Origin of the sequence: Bacillus sp. AFS012607, assembly GCF_002558005.1 — a bacterium.
Classification (GTDB): Bacteria; Bacillota; Bacilli; order Bacillales; family Bacillaceae_G; genus Bacillus_A; species Bacillus_A thuringiensis_S.
On record NZ_NTVM01000015.1, the window covers coordinates 142,935 to 158,893 of the forward strand.

Genomic DNA, 15,959 nt, shown 5'->3' on the forward strand with positions numbered 1-15,959 from the left:
TTTACCCTCCATTACTTCAATGTAAGAAATTCTGCAATTGGTCCGAGTACTAACATCGGGAAGAATGTTAATGCACCAACAATTACAATTGTTCCGATAAAGATACCACCAAATAAACTATTATCTGTACGGAACGTTCCGACTGTTTCTGGCACTACCGTTTTTTCTTTCAACGAAGCTGCCACAGCTAGCATCGTAATTAAACTGAAGTAACGTCCTAAAAACATAACTAAACCAGTCGTAATATTCCAAAACGGTGTATTATCTCCTAATCCTTCAAATCCAGATCCGTTATTCGCAGCTGACGATGTATATTCATATACAACTTGCGTTAAACCGTGGAAACCGGAATGAGAAATAGCATCCGTCCCTAAATTTGTTGAAAGAGCTAATGCCGAAAAGCCTAAAATGAGCAATGGATGAAATAAAATCGTGACCGCAATTAATTTCATTTCCTTACCTTCAATCTTTTTACCTAAAAACTCTGGTGTCCGTCCAACCATTAACCCAGATATAAACACTGCAATAATTGCATACATAATAATATTTACAAAACCTGCTCCAACGCCGCCATATACTGTGTTTAACATCATATTTACAAGTGGAACTAAACCGCCAATTGGTGTTAACGTATCATGCATCGTATTAACGGCGCCTGTTTCAGCAGCTGTCGTTACCGTTGCGTATAGTGAAGAAAATACCGTTCCAAATCGTACTTCTTTCCCTTCTGTACTTCCTTGTACATGTTCGATACCCATTCCATTTAATGCCGGATTCCCGTTTAGTTCAGATGTCGTAATTGTTATAAATCCTAGTAAAAACACCATAAAAAGTGAAACGAAAAGGATGCGACCTTGTTTTTTATTTCCTACCATTCGTCCGTACGTAAATGGAAGTGCTGTTGGTAATAACATCATAAGCATCATTTGCAAAATATTACTCATTTGTCCTGGATTTTCAAAAGGATGCGTAGAGTTTGCTCCGAAAAATCCACCGCCGTTATTTCCAAGTTCCTTAATGGAAACGAATGATGCAACTGGCCCACGTAATATACTTTGTTTCGCGCCATCAATCGTTTGTGCTGTAACGGCCCCGTCTAACGTTTGTGGTACACCAAGTGCGACAAAGACGAGCGCCGCAATAAATGCGATAGGAAGAAAAACTCTCGTTAACGCTCTCGTAAAATCAACGAAAAAGTTACCAAGTTCTTTTCCAGCGAGCCCTCTTATAAATGCCATAACGAGTGCTAATGTCGTTGCCGGTGCTGCAAACATTAAAAATGTAATTCCGATTAATTGTGATAAATAAGATAAACCATTTTCACCGCTATAATGCTGTAAGTTTGTATCAGCCATAAAACTAATTGCTGTATTAAAAGCGAGCGTAGGCTCCATTCCTTCAATATGTGCTGGATTTAGCGGCAACACACCTTGTAATCTGAAAATGAAATATACGACAACAATCATAAATCCATTGAGTAAAACTAATGATAATGCGTACTGTTTCCACGTTTGATTGTATGCTTTTACACCTGTAATTTTAAAAATAAGTTTTTCAAAAGGCCCGAATACTTTATCTAGCGTTTTGCTACCTTGAAAAGCTTTCTCTAAATAAATCCCCGTTGGCTTTGCTACTAAAATAAACAAGAGCATTGTAATAATGACTGCAACCCAAATCATAATGAATGATTCCCCCTAATTAAAACTTCTCTGGATTTAATAATGCATACACTAAATACACTGTAATTGCTGCGACTATAACCGATAAGACAATCATCATGATTGCTTTCCTTCTTTCACAACTTTATCTGACCAACTTGCAAGACTTGCCATCGATGCAACTAATAAAATAAAAATCCCGACCATTACAACATCTAACATAACTATCCCTCTCTTCATTTTGTTAAAATTTACCATTTAAATATTAAAAAAGAACACTGAGCTCTACTCAGTGTTCAAAAAATGAACAACAAAAAGTAAACCTCCTCTCTAAACGCTTACGAGGTTAGCTGTCGGATTCGGGCCTAAAGAGTAGCCCTACTTTCAAAACTGAAAGATTCACCCCAAGTGACGATGCACAAAATTGGTTCCCCCGCTCCATTTCTGGAACTCAGCGATTTTAGGTTTTTTTGGAAATTTTATGAATGATTTATGAGAGTAAATATACTCCTCTATATTTCACTTGTAAAGGGGTAAATTACTGAAAATAAGAAAATATCCATCTATTTAAACGCTTACATTGAGTATTATTAATATTCTTTCATCTATTTACTCGTCTTTTCTTTCATTTTCACAGAAATGATCTTTTCGATACGAAATAAAAAGAGCGAATGACATAAAGTGCATAGCTTGTTGCACTTAGCATTCGCTCTTTTTATTTCACTATTTATTCTCCTCGTAAAAAAGCACGTAAATTTCTCCCGCGAATATAAACTTGTGACAATTCTGCATGTAGCTGCTCATATTCGATAACATCTGTTTTTAAATATAAAGCGTCTTTCGATGGCAATATGATATAGGGCCTTGGAAAAATAGGATCCAGCACCACCAATTCTTGAACTCGCTCTACTGATATCGCCCAACGATTCGCTATATCTCCTAGTAACAACACTTTCATCTTCTTTTCCTCCACCCTATTCAAAAAATAAAAAAGAAATATTATCACAATTCGTAAACACGACAAATTTAGCTCCAATTGTTTCATAGAGCCTCGCTGGATATCGTTTATTCCTTGTAACAACAGTAATAGGTGCTTGAAAAGAAAAGCGAATGTGTTCTGTGAAGAAACTAACGATTGGAAGCTCATCTCCTAGTAAAATCACCTTCTTAATACACTCACAAATACTAGTAAAGTCCTGCTCCTTACTGCAACTATAAGTCCAATCAAACCCACAATTCCTAACTTCAGCCGCTATCTCTTCATTTGCCGTAAAAATAATTAACTCATGTTGAAATGATACTAGATCTCTTAAACTATCTACCTTACTTTCTTCTCCAACACAAATAAGTGTTAGTTCCATGTACCTCATCCTCCTTAGTATAAAAGAAATCAAACATAGATTGATATTCCCCTATACTAATCAGATCGATGAAGTGATGTATCCATCATGGCACCGTCCTCTCTCAAGACGCTTACGAAGTTAGCTGTCGGATTCGGACTTTGAGAGTAGCCCTACTTTCAAATTTGAAAGATTCACCCCTAGTGCAGACGCACAAATTGGTTCCTCCGCTCCATATAATTGGACTCAGCGTTTACAAAAAAATATATTCTGGCTGATATATTACTCCTGTATTTTGAAAAAGTAAACAGCAAAAAAGCCAGTTATAAAACTGGCTTTTCACTTATCTATACACGCGTTCTATTCACTTTATACGCAAAATGATTCGTCGGTCCATGACCACTACCAATATTCAATGGCTCTTCAATTGCTATACTAATAAATCGTTTTGCTTCTTGAACAGCATCTTTAATTGAGTATCCTTTCGCAAGTCCTGCTGTAACCGCTGAAGCAAATGTACACCCACTTCCATGCGTTTGCTTTGAAGGAATTCGCTCGCTTCTAAACTCAATAAATTTTTCTCCATCAAAGAGGAAATCAATTACTTCATTACCTTGATATTCTGCATGTCCGCCCTTCATAAGCACATATTTAGCACCTAATTCGTGCAATACTTTTGCAGCTTCCTTACTATCTTCAATATTATGAATCTCCATCCCAGTTAACACTTCTGCTTCTGGGACATTCGGTGTTATAACAGTTGCTACTGGTAATAAATATTCTTTTAATGCTTGAACTGCTTCTTGCTGTAATAATGATGCACCGCCTTTTGCAATCATAACGGGATCTAGCACAATATTATTCCAGCCAAACTTTTCAATTTGTTCTGCAACAATTTGAATTATTTCACTACTAAATAACATTCCTAGTTTCACTGCATCTGGTGTTAAATCCGTACCAATTGAATTCAGCTGTTCTGTAATACCTTCTAACGGAACAGGATATACCCCTTGAACGCCAAGCGTGTTTTGAGCAGTAATTGCCGTAATAGCCGTCATTCCGTATACACCAAGCTCTTGGAATGTTTTTAAATCTGCCTGAATTCCAGCACCGCCGCCGCTATCAGACCCTGCAATTGTTAAAGCTTTATTCACTTTCATCCCTCTCATCCTTTTCTATCCAAAATAGCGATGATAAATCGTTTTTGCTTCGCTTATATCTTTCGTTCCATGTACGAGTACACGACCATCTTTAAAAGCAACTAATCTCTTTTCTTCCACAGAAAATGATAATAAATATGGATTTACATTTAAATCATTTACACGATCATCCAGCAGCTTTTTGTACCTCTCAAAATCCATTTCCTCTTTATGAGGTGGTCTAATTTGAACTGTATTTCGCCCGCATAAAACTGCTGTTTTCGATGTGTTTTCTTTATTTAAATACGGGTATATCGCATTCTCTCCGCACGAAGGACAATTGTGTTTACGAAGCTTTTGCACATTCATACATGAATATTCATTCTTCCATACATCAAATGACACAAGTCCATCTCGCAGTGATTCGTAATCTTCTACTAACAGTTTAAGAGCTTCTGTTACTTGATGAGAAACGACGAGAGATACAGCAGGTGATATAATACCCGCTGTATCACATGTCGCCCCGCCAAGCGGAATCGACTGTAATAAACATGATAAACATGGTGTTTTACTAGGAAGGATTGTGTAAGAAAGACCGTAACTACCTACACATGCACCGTAAATCCATGGAATAGAATATTTTTGTGCTATATCATTCACAATAAAGCGTGTTTCAAAATTATCAGTCGCATCAATAATTACATCAACATTTGTAACAAGTTCTTCTAGCTCTTCAGCTGTTACATCTTGAACGAGAGCTTCTATTGTTACATCACTATTGATCTCTTCTAAACGTTTTTTAGCCGCTATAGCTTTTGGAAGATTATTCTTTACGTCGCTCTCTGCATACAATTGTTGTCTTTGTAAATTACTCCAATCTACATAATCACGGTCAACAATTGTTATCTTGCCAACACCTGCTCTTACAAACATCTCTGCATTTGCACTACCTAATGCACCTGCACCGATAATAAGCACATGCTTTTCTCTTATCTTTTGCTGTCCTTCTTCTCCAATTGGAGAAAATAGTTCTTGGCGAGAATATCGATTATTCAACTACGCTCATTCCTTCTAAAGGACTACTTGCAGTTGCACAACGCTTACGTGCAATACGACCTGCTTCAAATCCTAAACGTCCTGCCTCAATACTTAATTTCATTGCTTGTGCCATTTTAATAGGATCTTTTGCTCCTGACACAGCCGTATTTAATAACACACCATCCGCTCCTAATTCCATTGCAAATGCCGCATCAGCTGGACTACCAATACCGGCATCAACGATAACTGGTACTGTCGCTTGTTCAATAATGAAGCTCAAATTTAATGGATTTACAATACCAAGCCCTGAACCGATTGGTGATGCTCCTGGCATAATCGCATGCACGCCAAGCTCTTGTAATTTACGTGCTAATACAACATCATCAGATGTATACGGAAGTACGATAAATCCTTCTTCTAGTAACATTTCAGATGCCTTTAACGTTTCTACCGGATCAGGTAATAACGTTCTATCATCACCAATAACTTCTACCTTTATCATGTCACAAAGCCCAGAGGCTTTTGCTAATTTTGCAATACGAACAGCCTCTTCAGCGTTTTTTGCCCCTGCTGTATTTGGTAATAACGTATATTTTTTCACATCAAGTTTCTCTAATAAATTAGGTTGCTTTGCATCAAAGATATCCATACGACGTACTGCAAACGTTAAAATTTCAGCTTCAGAAACGTCAATTGCCTTTTGCTGCACGTCAAAATCAGGGAATTTACCTGTTCCTAATAAAAGTCTAGAATGAAATGAAAATGGTCCAATGTTTAACATAATCAACCGCCTCCTACGAAAGTTACAATCTCAATTTGGTCTCCATCAAAAACAGATGTATCTGTATGATCATCTTTTTGTAAAATATCTTTATTACGCTCTACTACAACAATTCTGTTATCTAGCTCTAAATGTGTAAGTAGCTCGGCTACTGTTTTTACACTCTCTGGCACTTCAATTTGATTACCATTAATTTTCAAATTCAAACTTCCATCCCCTTTCTAAACCGTTTTAGAAAGCAATGAATCTAGCAAATGATTCTCTTGCTTTCCTTCTATTAAATCAGCCATATATTGGCCAGAAACAGGACTTAATAAAATACCGTTTCGATAATGGCCCGTGCAAGCATATAAACCTTTTATTTCTTCATGCTCTCCCATATAAGGAGCTTCATGATTCGATTGTGGTCTTAATCCTGCCCACGTGCTTTCCCATTCTGCTTCTTTTAAAGCTGGCAATATTGTATAAGCACGCTCTAATATAGAAGTTATACTTTCTGGCTGCACAGTTTTATTGAACGTATGTGGCTTCATTGTTGCCCCAATTACGTAACGTCCACCGCGCTTTGGAGTAATGTAAAATCTTTCTTGAAAAATAGGTGCTTTTAAAAGTTGTTTTCTACTTCTTACCGCAACCACTTCTCCTTTAACTGGATATGTACCCCAATCGCGGTGAAAATAACTGAGTAACTTCGTGCTCCATGAACCTCCTGCAATAACGACTTTCTCACATGTGACAATACCTTCACTTGTAATAACTCCAGTCACTTTATTATTTTCAATACGGATATCAAATACTTCTGTCTGTTCATATATATCAGCACCGGAAATCGCTGCAGAATGTGCGAATGCTTTCGTAAGCTCTGGTGCAATAACATGACCGTCTTTCGGATAATATACTGCTCCTATAATAGATTCGGATAGATATGGCTCTTTTTCCCGCACATGGTCTCCCGTTAGAAAATAAGAATCTTCACCTATTTTCTGCTGCCAATCCATAATGTGAAGAATTCTTTCCTTCTCATCTTCATTTTGAGCAATACGATAAATTCCTTTTTCTTCATATCCAATATCAATACCCGTCTTTTCACGTAAAACTGCTGCAAGTTGTGGAAATATAGCTCGGCTTTCTCTAGCAAGTTCAAATAGCGGATCATACGCATCCCATTCTGCTTGAACACCAAGTAAACCAGCAGCTGCTTTCGAAGCTTCCGATGCAATTTTTTGCTTCTCTACAATCGCTACTTTATGTCCTCTTTCTGCTAGAAAATGTGCAACTGAACTACCAATTACACCACCACCAATAATCGCTACATCATACTTCTCACACATGTTTTTCCGCCCACTTTCTTATTGATTCCTTATAAGACTTCGCTTTGCTATACGGGTTACTACTACTTACAATTCCAGACATAACAGCAATTCCACTTACTTCACTTGCCAGAATATCCTTTGTATTCTCAGGAGTAATTCCTCCAATTGCTGTAATCGGTATAGATAAACACCTTGCAATGTCTGAAATTTCTTCAAGCCCTCTCGCTGGCACACCTTTTTTACAATCTGTCGGAAATACATGGCCATAAACGAGTGAATCCGCTCCATTTTTAAAAGCTACTATTGCTTCATCTAGCGAATGCACAGAATAACCGACATGCAAATACGAAAACTTTTCTTTCACTGACTTTACATCTGTACTTCGATATCCTAGTTGAACACGAGGAATATTTAATAAAATTGCAATATCAATTCGATCGTTTATGACAATTTTAGAAGCCGGAAAGCCCTCCATTAATAGACTTTCCACCCCTTCATATAATTCCTTCGTACTTTTCTCACGCTCACGAATATGCAAATAATCAATCTCGCTCTCAATTTGCATCGCTACACTCACTAACTCTTCGAATGACATGTGACCATTTGAGATTACATGAAGCTCATTTTTCATATTCATTCGCCTACTTTAAAATATTTTCGAATAGCTCATCGGCCGGAACGATTTCTTTCGTCATTCCTTTATCTTTCAGCCATTTATTTTGTTTTTCCCATGATTCTTTTGAATCTGATAAAAATGGCTCATCTTTCGTTTCCATCTTCTCTAATAAAATTTTCATACTTTCTTTTTCAACTTCTGGTACAAGCGGGAAGTTTTCTTTTTCTTGATGATTTAATAAAATATTTAATGCTTCATCTGGATTTTTCTTCATGAAATCATAGCCTTTTTTCGTACCACGTAAGAAGGCTTGCAACGCTTCTTTATCTTTTTTCAACGTTTTATCACCTGTTACAAATACAAGCTCATGATAATTCGGTACACCATAATCTGCTGGATTAAAGTACGCTGGTTCATGACCTTCATGACGCATAACAGGTACTTCATGGTTAATGTATGCCCCTGTTACCGCATCCACTTTTTTCGTAATTAATGCTGGTACTAAATCAAAGCCAACATCGACTACTTTCACTGTATCTGGATTACCACCAGCTTCTTTTACCATCGTTTTTAAATACCTCTCACTTAAAGGTGTTCCAGAATATCCAACTGTTTTCCCCTCTAAATCTTTTGGCGATTGAATGCCTGCTGACTTCAGTGATACAACATGATTTAATGGGGAACGTACGACAGCTCCAATTGATTTCACTGGAATTTGTTCGTTTGCTTTTGCCATAACAACATCTGGTTGATAATATAAGCCAACCGTTACTTTTCCTGCAGCTGCTAAAGTTAATGGATCAGTCGGATTAGAAGGGAATTTAATATTCACCTTTACTCCTTCTTCTTTAAAATAGCCTTTTTCAATTGCTGCATAAATAAAGCTATGTACCGCATTTGGGTACCAATCAAGCATGACCGTTATTTCTTTTTCTTTTTTACTCTTATCTGATGCTGAATTACTAGAACATCCAGCAATCATTGCAACTAATAATGTAAACACAAAGATGCGTTTTAATAATTTCATGAATGCTTCCTCCAACTAATGAATTTCTTTTCTAATATCGAAATAAGGATGACGAAGAAAATAGCTAGTAATGATAACAATACAATGGGTGCAAATACACCTGCTCCGTCTAACTGCGTCATCATTCTTTTACTGAAATATCCTAACCCAGCTTGCGCACCGAGCCATTCGCCAATTGCTGCTCCGATAACACTAAGCGGAACTGCGATTTTTAAAGCTGAGAAAAAATAAGGAAGAGCAGACGGCAATTTTAATTTAAGAAAAACATCTTTTTTCGTTGCCCCGTATGTAACTAAAAGCTCTTCCCATTCTTTTTTCGTACTGCGTAGTCCATCATACGTATTGACCGCAATCGGGAAAAACGTAATTAAAACCGTAACAACGACTTTACTCCAAATCGTATATCCAAACCATAAAACGAAGAGCGGAGCAAGCGCTGTAATAGGAATCGTTTGTGAAGCGACTAATAATGGATAAAATGCTCTCTCCATCCAATTACTCGCGTTCATTAACATCGCTAGCCCTACCCCAAGTACGATAGAAATTGCCACACCTATTAAAACGACATATAATGTTGCCGGCAAATGAACCGTAAATAATATATCTTTTAGTTTCCATATCTTCATTACAATCGCAGACGGTGACGGTAAAATGTACATTTCATCTACGATCCTTGCGCCTACTTCCCAAAAGGCAAGTAAAATACTAGAAAGTGTAAGGGCAGGTAATAGCTCCTTCAACCGGTTCATCATACGAGTACCTGCCTTTGTAACATACTAAGAAGCTCATCTTTAAGCGCTAACACTTCAGGTTTATATAAATCTTTTCTTGTTCGATTACAATCAAGCGGTACAACCCTCTCGGTTAAAGTAGTTATCGGTTGCTGCTCTACTACTAAAATTCGATTAGAAAGAAACAACGCTTCTTCCACATCATGAGTGATAAATAAAATTGTTTTTTCCCACTCTTTCCATTGTTCAAACAGCCATTCTTGCAAAGATGCCTTCGTTAAAGCGTCCAACGCGCTAAACGGTTCATCTAACAACAATACCTCCCCACCTGTTAATAAAGTCCGAATAAAAGATACGCGTTGTCTCATACCACCAGATAAATCTTTCGGATATTTTGTCTCATACCCTTGTAAGCCAAATTTATGTAGCAGTTCCTTGGCCTTTATTTGTGCTTCTTTCTTCTGTACACCTTGACACTCTAGCGGCAGAGCAGCATTCTCAATAATCGTTCGCCACGGCAGGAGCATATCTTTTTGGGGCATATACCCTACAGGATGGCTCTTCGTTTCTGTCAGCTCTATCTGCCCAGTACTTACTTCTTCTAAACCTGTAATAAGGCGAAATAGAGTACTTTTCCCGCATCCACTCGGTCCGATAATACTTACAAACTCTCTATCTTGTATAGAAGCATTTAATTCATTGATGATTGGTTTCTCATCATAATGAAAAGAAACATTATGAAACTGTAGTATGTTCTTGCTCCTCAAATCCCCACATCTCCTTACGATAGGACATATCCCAGAATAAATATTCAAATCGACTGGAATATAGGAAAATCTCCTCTAATTGATCTAGCTCTTTTTCAGACTTTCCAACTGCCATTTCATTTAATAAATCGATTAACCAAATACAAAGGTTACCGTATTCTTCAGAACTATATCCTTGAATCCACTCACCAAAGAACTCATGATCTCTTGCTCCAGAAATATCATTTAAACGCTTTCCAATTTCCCAGTAGCTCCACATACATGGAAGAAGTGCTGCTATTAATTCCGCAAGTGTGCCATTTTGAGATACAGACATCATGTAATTTGTATAAGCCAAATTTTTAGCAGATGGCTTTGCAGACTCTATCTCCTCTATAGAAATTCCCAGTCTTTTTGCATATTGTTTATGGATTGTCATTTCTCCATTTAATATGCCATCAATTTGTTCAGCAAATTTCCCCATTACTTGTGGATTTGTTGCTTTTACAACACCAATCGCATATAGCTTTGCATAATCTAACAAATATAAATAATCTTGAATAATGTAATACTGAAACTTATCTTTTTCTAACGTGCCATCCCCCATACCTACTACAAACGGATGATTATGACTCATCTCCCAAACTGGTTGTACAGTTTCTAATAATCTATCGCAAAATTTCATTTCGCTATCCCCTTCCGGTATGTGTATTTAAATAAAAAACCACTTCTAAATAAGAAGTGGTTACAGCAAATAAAATTATAATTTATTCGTTGCTCCACTTCCCTTCGCTAGTATTACCTAGATCAGGTCTGTAAGGGTTAAGGATTATTCCTCTCTCAGCACAACAAGCACCCCTAGTGGTTTCAATATGAAATTTTTAAACAAAAAAGCCCCGTTTCTATACGCAAAGAAACGGGGACTTATTATTAGTGTCCGAATTGCTTCCCTACGCTAGCATAATCTAGATCAGGTAATGAAAAGGATCAAAGGCTTACGGCCTACTCTCAGCTGGCAACACCAGCTCTCCTAGCAAACTATGAAATTATCACTGTCAGTATAACATCGTAATAAGACATCATCAACTGTTTTAATTTTCTCAATTGTCAACAAAATAACAAAACTATATAATACTTATATTCTATCTTAGAAATTATTATCCTAATTAATTGGATAATAAGGAATCATTATCCTCAAAAAATTTATTTTTATATTGATTTCATATTACATTTATGTGAATACACCCACTATATTATATCTTTATACTATAATAAAATTACAACTATACAACTAGAGGAGGTCTCTATTATATGAATATGAAAGCTACTGCTTTAACAGCAACTACTGTAGCGATTGCTTCTTTACTTCCTTCTATGGGTGAAACAAATGTACAAAAAGCAAACGCTGAACAATTATCTAATATTAAAACTGGGTATGTCAAAGTCGATCAAGTAGCATTACATACAGAAGATAGCGTAAAAAGCACATCAATTGATACAATTCGCTTTAATACAAAAGTGAACATCCTTGAAATAACTAATGGTTGGTATAAAGTATCTGTTCATAATAAAGTAGGTTATGTACAAAAAGATGCTATTTTACTAAAAAACAAACTTCGATCTAATGATCAATACATCGTCAATGCTAATGCATTGAACGTTCGCTCCGAACCTAATTTAGAATCTTCCATTTTAGATGTATTACCAAATGGCAAGTTCATTACCGTTCAAGAAGATCAAGGCGAATGGTATAAAATATCACATAATGGCCAAACAGGTTACGTACAAAAAGCATTCATCTCTAATGGTTCACAGCCCTTAGTAAAAGGAATCACCGTTCAAAATAATACAAAATATACTGTTGCAACACCTAATCTGAATGTACGTAGCAACACTAGTACAAGTAGCGCTCTACTCGGTTCATTACAAAAAGGTACACAAGTACAAGTAGTAGAAACTGCAGGAACTTGGTATAAAATTCGTTTTGGCACAGGATACGGATATGTAGCAAAACACTATGTAGTACAAAATCAACCACAAGCCAAAACAGATCAGCCTTCATCTATTCCAGCTGCTTTCAAATTCCCTGCTCAAGGAAGAATTAGCTCAACCTTTGATATACGCTGGGAACAAATGCATTATGGTATAGATATTGCCGCTCCAGGGAACGTCTCTATCCAAGCTGCTGCTGCAGGTAAAGTTGTGAAATCTTATTATTCAGCTAGCTATGGCAATGTTGTTTTCATTGCGCATCAAATCAATGGGAAATTATATACAACTGTTTATGCTCATATGAAGGATCGCACTGTACAAGCTGGTGATCAAGTACAAACTGGACAATTAGTAGGTCATATGGGAAACACAGGTCATTCATACGGGCAACATCTTCATTTTGAATTACATAATGGAGAATGGAATTTTGAAAAAACAAATGCAGTAAATCCACTGCCATATTTAGTTAGGTAAGTTGTATGCCACGCAATATACCTCTTATAATTGAATACGTAGCCTTTTTAGGTTTAATCTGTTGTTTAATCATTTACAATACAAACATTGTATTTTTATCTATTATTATTGCTTTTGTTGCATTAGAAATTATGATGGAATCATTTCAAGTGCAACTAAAACAAAAAATTGCCCATATTTATAACGCTATATTTCTTTTGAGTGCTCTCATAACAAATATAATTAGTAATGGCTTTTATTTATCTACTGTATTTCCAATATTCTTTATGGCTGTTTTATTATTTGTAGCTAGATATATTAATGTCCCTTATAACCAAAAACAAGAACAAGAAGCTTAGAAAGAGGAGACACTGTGTACCAATCTTTCAAAGATACTCCAATAAAATACATATTGAATTTGTATAAGAAAGCCAATACTTTTTTTGGTATACAAGGAAGTTATACTGCACAACTTCTCCTATATGGAATGTTGTTTCTTGTCTTAATCACTTTCTCCTTGTTTTACTAACAAAAAAGGATCTCACATAAACTGGAGATCCTTTTTAATTTATATTAATTTTTCATATCGAAAATATTGTTTATCCACAAGCATATTTTTCATAAATAAAGCTCAGATTATATTTTTTCTCTAAGCTCATTCGTTGTTCGTCATCGCACCAATAGAAAAGAATATCATGAATCGTTGCGTAACGCTTATTTTTAAGAAATAGCCTAAAGAATGATGGTAAACAATCATGTAATTGTATAAATATATAATTGCGTAGTGTTTCTTCTTTATATTCAATGCCCTTACAAATATACAGTAATTCTTCACAATAATATGCATGCTGTGGAACTTGTATCATTTCGAAAAATGGCACATAAGATAGTAGCTTTCCAATAAAATGACCGTATCGATCCATTACTCCTAGCGTCATATGCTCCATCATTTCTTTCATCACATATAAATAATCATCTACATGAGTTGTCTTTAACGGGTCTAAGCGATCGGAAATTTGAGATAATACAGCTCTTTGACATGCTAAAACTGCCTGACTAGGTCCATAATATGATAGGAAATCTGTACACTTACGATATTTACGTAATAAATCATGTGTATATAAATCATATACGAAAGTATTACAATACATTGCTAAACTCATCATATCACTATTTAATTGCTCTTTTGATAATGATTTCGCTCTCTTGCACATATAAAAGAATGTAAACTCCAATACTTCTTTATGAGATAATAAATGTTTACAATCGGTTATACATTTCTCATTAAATTTAACTCTATCCCAAATTTCAATATCCCTATCTGTCAGTTCACCTATACGATATTTAATAATTAAATAGTTTAAAGCAACTGATTGCGTCAAAAGATCCCATGTTTCATATTCCAATGAAGTATGAACAAACTCAGCTAATCCTTGCGCTATCATAAAAGCATTTGCCTCTTCATACCAACCAATCTCTTGGCATAAGCGAAGAATACGCACTAAAGTTGGAATTTCATCTTTATGAAACTGCGGTAAATTCTTTACTTTATTCATGCCATATACGATAAATGCCGCTAAATTTTCTTCTTTATAAAATTCTTTCTCTTTCCATACTAATATAGTTCGTTCTTTCCCCTCACCTTTTGGGTGACAAGGTACAAGCAAAGAAAATAATTCAGCGAAATTATTTGGTTCTATATATGTATCTGTAACCAAATTCCAATTTGGATCGCCCTGTACAGCCTTCATATAATTCCCCTTCCCTTTTCATCTATGTAGGAAATATTAATTTAATATCGAACCATTAAAAATTAATATTGTTATATTCAAAATCTCTCATAATACTTATATCTATCAGTATATCATCTTTTCTCTTATTAAAAATTAAGAATAACAAATTTTAAAAAACTGTCGAAATTATTCACCATATACTTATTATATAATGCCTCAGATACATCACGCTAATATATTAGTTTAATCCATATATACTAGAATAATGCATCTGAACTTTATATATAATTTAGCTCTTTATGAGTGACCATTAAAATCTCGGTTAATTAAAGTTTCAATTTATTCTGTATGCTCTGAGATTTCGCTCAAGGCAAATCCAGCTTGATCATCTGCCGATTCCCTTATAGCTAAATCTCCTAGTGCTAACATGCCAATAAGCTGACCACTATCAACTACTGGTAACCGTCTAATTTGATACTGTGCCATTAGCTCTGTAGCCTTTTCAATAGAATCATTTGGAGAAACTGAGATAATATTTGTTGTCATTACATTTGTAATTTTATTAGATCCAGGATGTTTTTCAGCAATCCCTCGAACAACTAAATCTCGATCAGTAACAAGCCCAACAACTTGCTCATTTTCAACAACAGGAATTAATCCAACCGATTCTTCCTTCATTTTTACAGCTGCCTCATATACATTGTCTAGTGGTGTACAATGTACAATATGGGTACTCATTAAGTCTCTAACTTGTGTCATTATTTATTTCCTCCTTTTTATACATACCATAGCTTTTCCAAAATTCCTTTATTTATTTCTGGAAAGTAACATTATAAAAAGGATTAACAAAATAAAAAAGAGCCAGCATAATGCTGACTCTTTTTTGTATGACCCGTACGGGATTCGAACCCGTGTTACCGCCGTGAAAGGGCGGTGTCTTAACCACTTGACCAACGGGCCATGGCTCCGCAGGTAGGACTCGAACCTACGACCGATCGGTTAACAGCCGATAGCTCTACCACTGAGCTACTGCGGAATAATATATGGTGGGCCTAAATGGACTCGAACCATCGACCTCACGCTTATCAGGCGTGCGCTCTAACCAGCTGAGCTATAGGCCCATATACTTACAGGGGCAGTAGGAATCGAACCCACACTGGAGGTTTTGGAGACCTCAGTTCTACCTTTAAACTATGCCCCTAAATGATGCCGGCTAGAGGACTTGAACCCCCAACCTACTGATTACAAGTCAGTTGCTCTACCAATTGAGCTAAGCCGGCATAAAAAAAAATGGTGGCTCGGGACGGAATCGAACCGCCGACACGAGGATTTTCAGTCCTCTGCTCTACCGACTGAGCTACCGAGCCAACATAAATGGCGGTCCCGACCGGG

Annotated in this window: 19 protein-coding genes, 6 tRNA genes and 4 riboswitches; of the genes, 2 read left to right on the forward strand and 23 right to left on the reverse strand. The window is 36.2% G+C overall.

The window, feature by feature from the left end:
- Nucleotides 1-11: 11 nt before the first annotated feature.
- The 15 genes from kdpA to tenA all read right to left on the reverse strand — a co-directional run bounded on the left by kdpA (nt 12) and on the right by tenA (nt 11,074).
- Nucleotides 12-1,679, reverse strand: a complete 1,668-nt coding sequence (kdpA, locus tag CN409_RS20020) for a potassium-transporting ATPase subunit KdpA (protein WP_000638328.1) — start codon at nt 1,677-1,679, stop codon at nt 12-14.
- 19 nt (nt 1,680-1,698) lie between these two features.
- On the reverse strand, nt 1,699-1,779 hold the full coding sequence (kdpF, locus tag CN409_RS20025) for a K(+)-transporting ATPase subunit F (RefSeq protein ID WP_000973728.1): 81 nt from the start codon (nt 1,777-1,779) through the stop codon (nt 1,699-1,701).
- Nucleotides 1,776-1,880 (reverse strand): SipW-dependent-type signal peptide-containing protein, encoded by a 105-nt coding sequence (locus CN409_RS20030; RefSeq protein ID WP_000887894.1) that lies wholly within the window; start codon nt 1,878-1,880, stop codon nt 1,776-1,778. Before CN409_RS20030 ends, kdpF begins: the two co-directional genes overlap by 4 nt.
- A gap of 99 nt (nt 1,881-1,979) precedes the next feature.
- A riboswitch (cyclic di-AMP (ydaO/yuaA leader) is annotated at nt 1,980-2,125 on the reverse strand.
- A gap of 260 nt (nt 2,126-2,385) precedes the next feature.
- Nucleotides 2,386-2,616: a hypothetical protein gene (locus tag CN409_RS20035; protein ID WP_000866301.1), complete on the reverse strand. Its 231-nt coding sequence runs from the start codon at nt 2,614-2,616 to the stop codon at nt 2,386-2,388.
- A gap of 16 nt (nt 2,617-2,632) precedes the next feature.
- Complete coding sequence (locus tag CN409_RS20040) at nt 2,633-3,019, reverse strand: hypothetical protein (RefSeq protein ID WP_000424067.1); 387 nt, start codon at nt 3,017-3,019, stop codon at nt 2,633-2,635.
- Between the two features lie 93 nt (nt 3,020-3,112).
- Nucleotides 3,113-3,260: riboswitch (cyclic di-AMP (ydaO/yuaA leader) on the reverse strand.
- An 85-nt stretch (nt 3,261-3,345) separates the two neighbouring features.
- Nucleotides 3,346-4,158, reverse strand: coding sequence for a bifunctional hydroxymethylpyrimidine kinase/phosphomethylpyrimidine kinase (gene thiD / locus CN409_RS20045; RefSeq protein WP_097980897.1), 813 nt, complete (start codon nt 4,156-4,158; stop codon nt 3,346-3,348).
- A gap of 15 nt (nt 4,159-4,173) precedes the next feature.
- Nucleotides 4,174-5,193: a thiazole biosynthesis adenylyltransferase ThiF gene (thiF, locus tag CN409_RS20050; protein WP_001065425.1), complete on the reverse strand. Its 1,020-nt coding sequence runs from the start codon at nt 5,191-5,193 to the stop codon at nt 4,174-4,176.
- Nucleotides 5,186-5,956: a thiazole synthase gene (gene thiG, locus CN409_RS20055; RefSeq protein WP_000931981.1), complete on the reverse strand. Its 771-nt coding sequence runs from the start codon at nt 5,954-5,956 to the stop codon at nt 5,186-5,188. Before thiG ends, thiF begins: the two co-directional genes overlap by 8 nt.
- Nucleotides 5,957-5,958: 2 nt before the next feature.
- Nucleotides 5,959-6,162, reverse strand: coding sequence for a sulfur carrier protein ThiS (gene thiS, locus CN409_RS20060; RefSeq protein WP_001049505.1), 204 nt, complete (start codon nt 6,160-6,162; stop codon nt 5,959-5,961).
- Between the two features lie 15 nt (nt 6,163-6,177).
- Complete coding sequence (gene thiO / locus CN409_RS20065) at nt 6,178-7,287, reverse strand: glycine oxidase ThiO (protein WP_000333297.1); 1,110 nt, start codon at nt 7,285-7,287, stop codon at nt 6,178-6,180.
- Nucleotides 7,280-7,900, reverse strand: coding sequence for a thiazole tautomerase TenI (gene tenI / locus CN409_RS20070; RefSeq protein ID WP_086390986.1), 621 nt, complete (start codon nt 7,898-7,900; stop codon nt 7,280-7,282). The genes thiO and tenI overlap by 8 nt, the downstream gene beginning before the upstream one ends.
- 10 nt (nt 7,901-7,910) lie before the next feature.
- Nucleotides 7,911-8,912, reverse strand: a complete 1,002-nt coding sequence (locus CN409_RS20075) for an ABC transporter substrate-binding protein (RefSeq protein ID WP_097980898.1) — start codon at nt 8,910-8,912, stop codon at nt 7,911-7,913.
- Nucleotides 8,909-9,661 carry an ABC transporter permease gene (locus CN409_RS20080; protein ID WP_002162925.1) on the reverse strand — a complete coding sequence of 251 codons (753 nt, stop codon included), beginning with the start codon at nt 9,659-9,661 and terminating at the stop codon, nt 8,909-8,911. Before CN409_RS20080 ends, CN409_RS20075 begins: the two co-directional genes overlap by 4 nt.
- A complete protein-coding gene (locus CN409_RS20085; RefSeq protein ID WP_097980899.1) occupies nt 9,661-10,410 on the reverse strand; it encodes an ABC transporter ATP-binding protein in 750 nt (249 codons plus the stop codon). Before CN409_RS20085 ends, CN409_RS20080 begins: the two co-directional genes overlap by 1 nt.
- Nucleotides 10,379-11,074 carry a thiaminase II gene (gene tenA / locus CN409_RS20090; RefSeq protein WP_000666835.1) on the reverse strand — a complete coding sequence of 232 codons (696 nt, stop codon included), beginning with the start codon at nt 11,072-11,074 and terminating at the stop codon, nt 10,379-10,381. The genes CN409_RS20085 and tenA overlap by 32 nt, the downstream gene beginning before the upstream one ends.
- Nucleotides 11,075-11,156: 82 nt before the next feature.
- Nucleotides 11,157-11,259, reverse strand: a riboswitch (TPP riboswitch).
- A 60-nt stretch (nt 11,260-11,319) separates the two neighbouring features.
- Nucleotides 11,320-11,431: riboswitch (TPP riboswitch) on the reverse strand.
- 269 nt (nt 11,432-11,700) lie between these two features.
- Between tenA and CN409_RS20095 the strand changes: the two genes are divergently transcribed.
- Both CN409_RS20095 and CN409_RS20100 read left to right on the forward strand, forming a co-directional pair.
- Nucleotides 11,701-12,855, forward strand: a complete 1,155-nt coding sequence (locus CN409_RS20095; RefSeq protein ID WP_001056038.1) for an SH3 domain-containing protein — start codon at nt 11,701-11,703, stop codon at nt 12,853-12,855.
- 5 nt (nt 12,856-12,860) lie between these two features.
- Nucleotides 12,861-13,193 (forward strand): hypothetical protein, encoded by a 333-nt coding sequence (locus CN409_RS20100; protein WP_001137820.1) that lies wholly within the window; start codon nt 12,861-12,863, stop codon nt 13,191-13,193.
- A gap of 240 nt (nt 13,194-13,433) precedes the next feature.
- Here CN409_RS20100 and CN409_RS20110 read toward each other — a convergent pair whose 3' ends face one another.
- The 8 genes from CN409_RS20110 to CN409_RS20145 all read right to left on the reverse strand — a co-directional run bounded on the left by CN409_RS20110 (nt 13,434) and on the right by CN409_RS20145 (nt 15,934).
- Nucleotides 13,434-14,585, reverse strand: coding sequence for a DUF3965 domain-containing protein (locus tag CN409_RS20110; protein WP_000648916.1), 1,152 nt, complete (start codon nt 14,583-14,585; stop codon nt 13,434-13,436).
- A gap of 321 nt (nt 14,586-14,906) precedes the next feature.
- On the reverse strand, nt 14,907-15,326 hold the full coding sequence (locus CN409_RS20115; protein WP_000195542.1) for a CBS domain-containing protein: 420 nt from the start codon (nt 15,324-15,326) through the stop codon (nt 14,907-14,909).
- Between the two features lie 129 nt (nt 15,327-15,455).
- Nucleotides 15,456-15,527: transfer RNA gene (locus CN409_RS20120), tRNA-Glu, on the reverse strand.
- A 1-nt stretch (nt 15,528) separates the two neighbouring features.
- A tRNA-Asn gene (locus tag CN409_RS20125) sits at nt 15,529-15,603 on the reverse strand.
- An 8-nt stretch (nt 15,604-15,611) separates the two neighbouring features.
- Nucleotides 15,612-15,688, reverse strand: a tRNA-Ile gene (locus CN409_RS20130).
- Nucleotides 15,689-15,697: 9 nt separating this feature from the next.
- Nucleotides 15,698-15,768: transfer RNA gene (locus CN409_RS20135), tRNA-Trp, on the reverse strand.
- Nucleotides 15,769-15,774: 6 nt separating this feature from the next.
- A tRNA-Thr gene (locus CN409_RS20140) sits at nt 15,775-15,847 on the reverse strand.
- 11 nt (nt 15,848-15,858) lie between these two features.
- Nucleotides 15,859-15,934: transfer RNA gene (locus tag CN409_RS20145), tRNA-Phe, on the reverse strand.
- Nucleotides 15,935-15,959 lie beyond the last annotated feature (25 nt).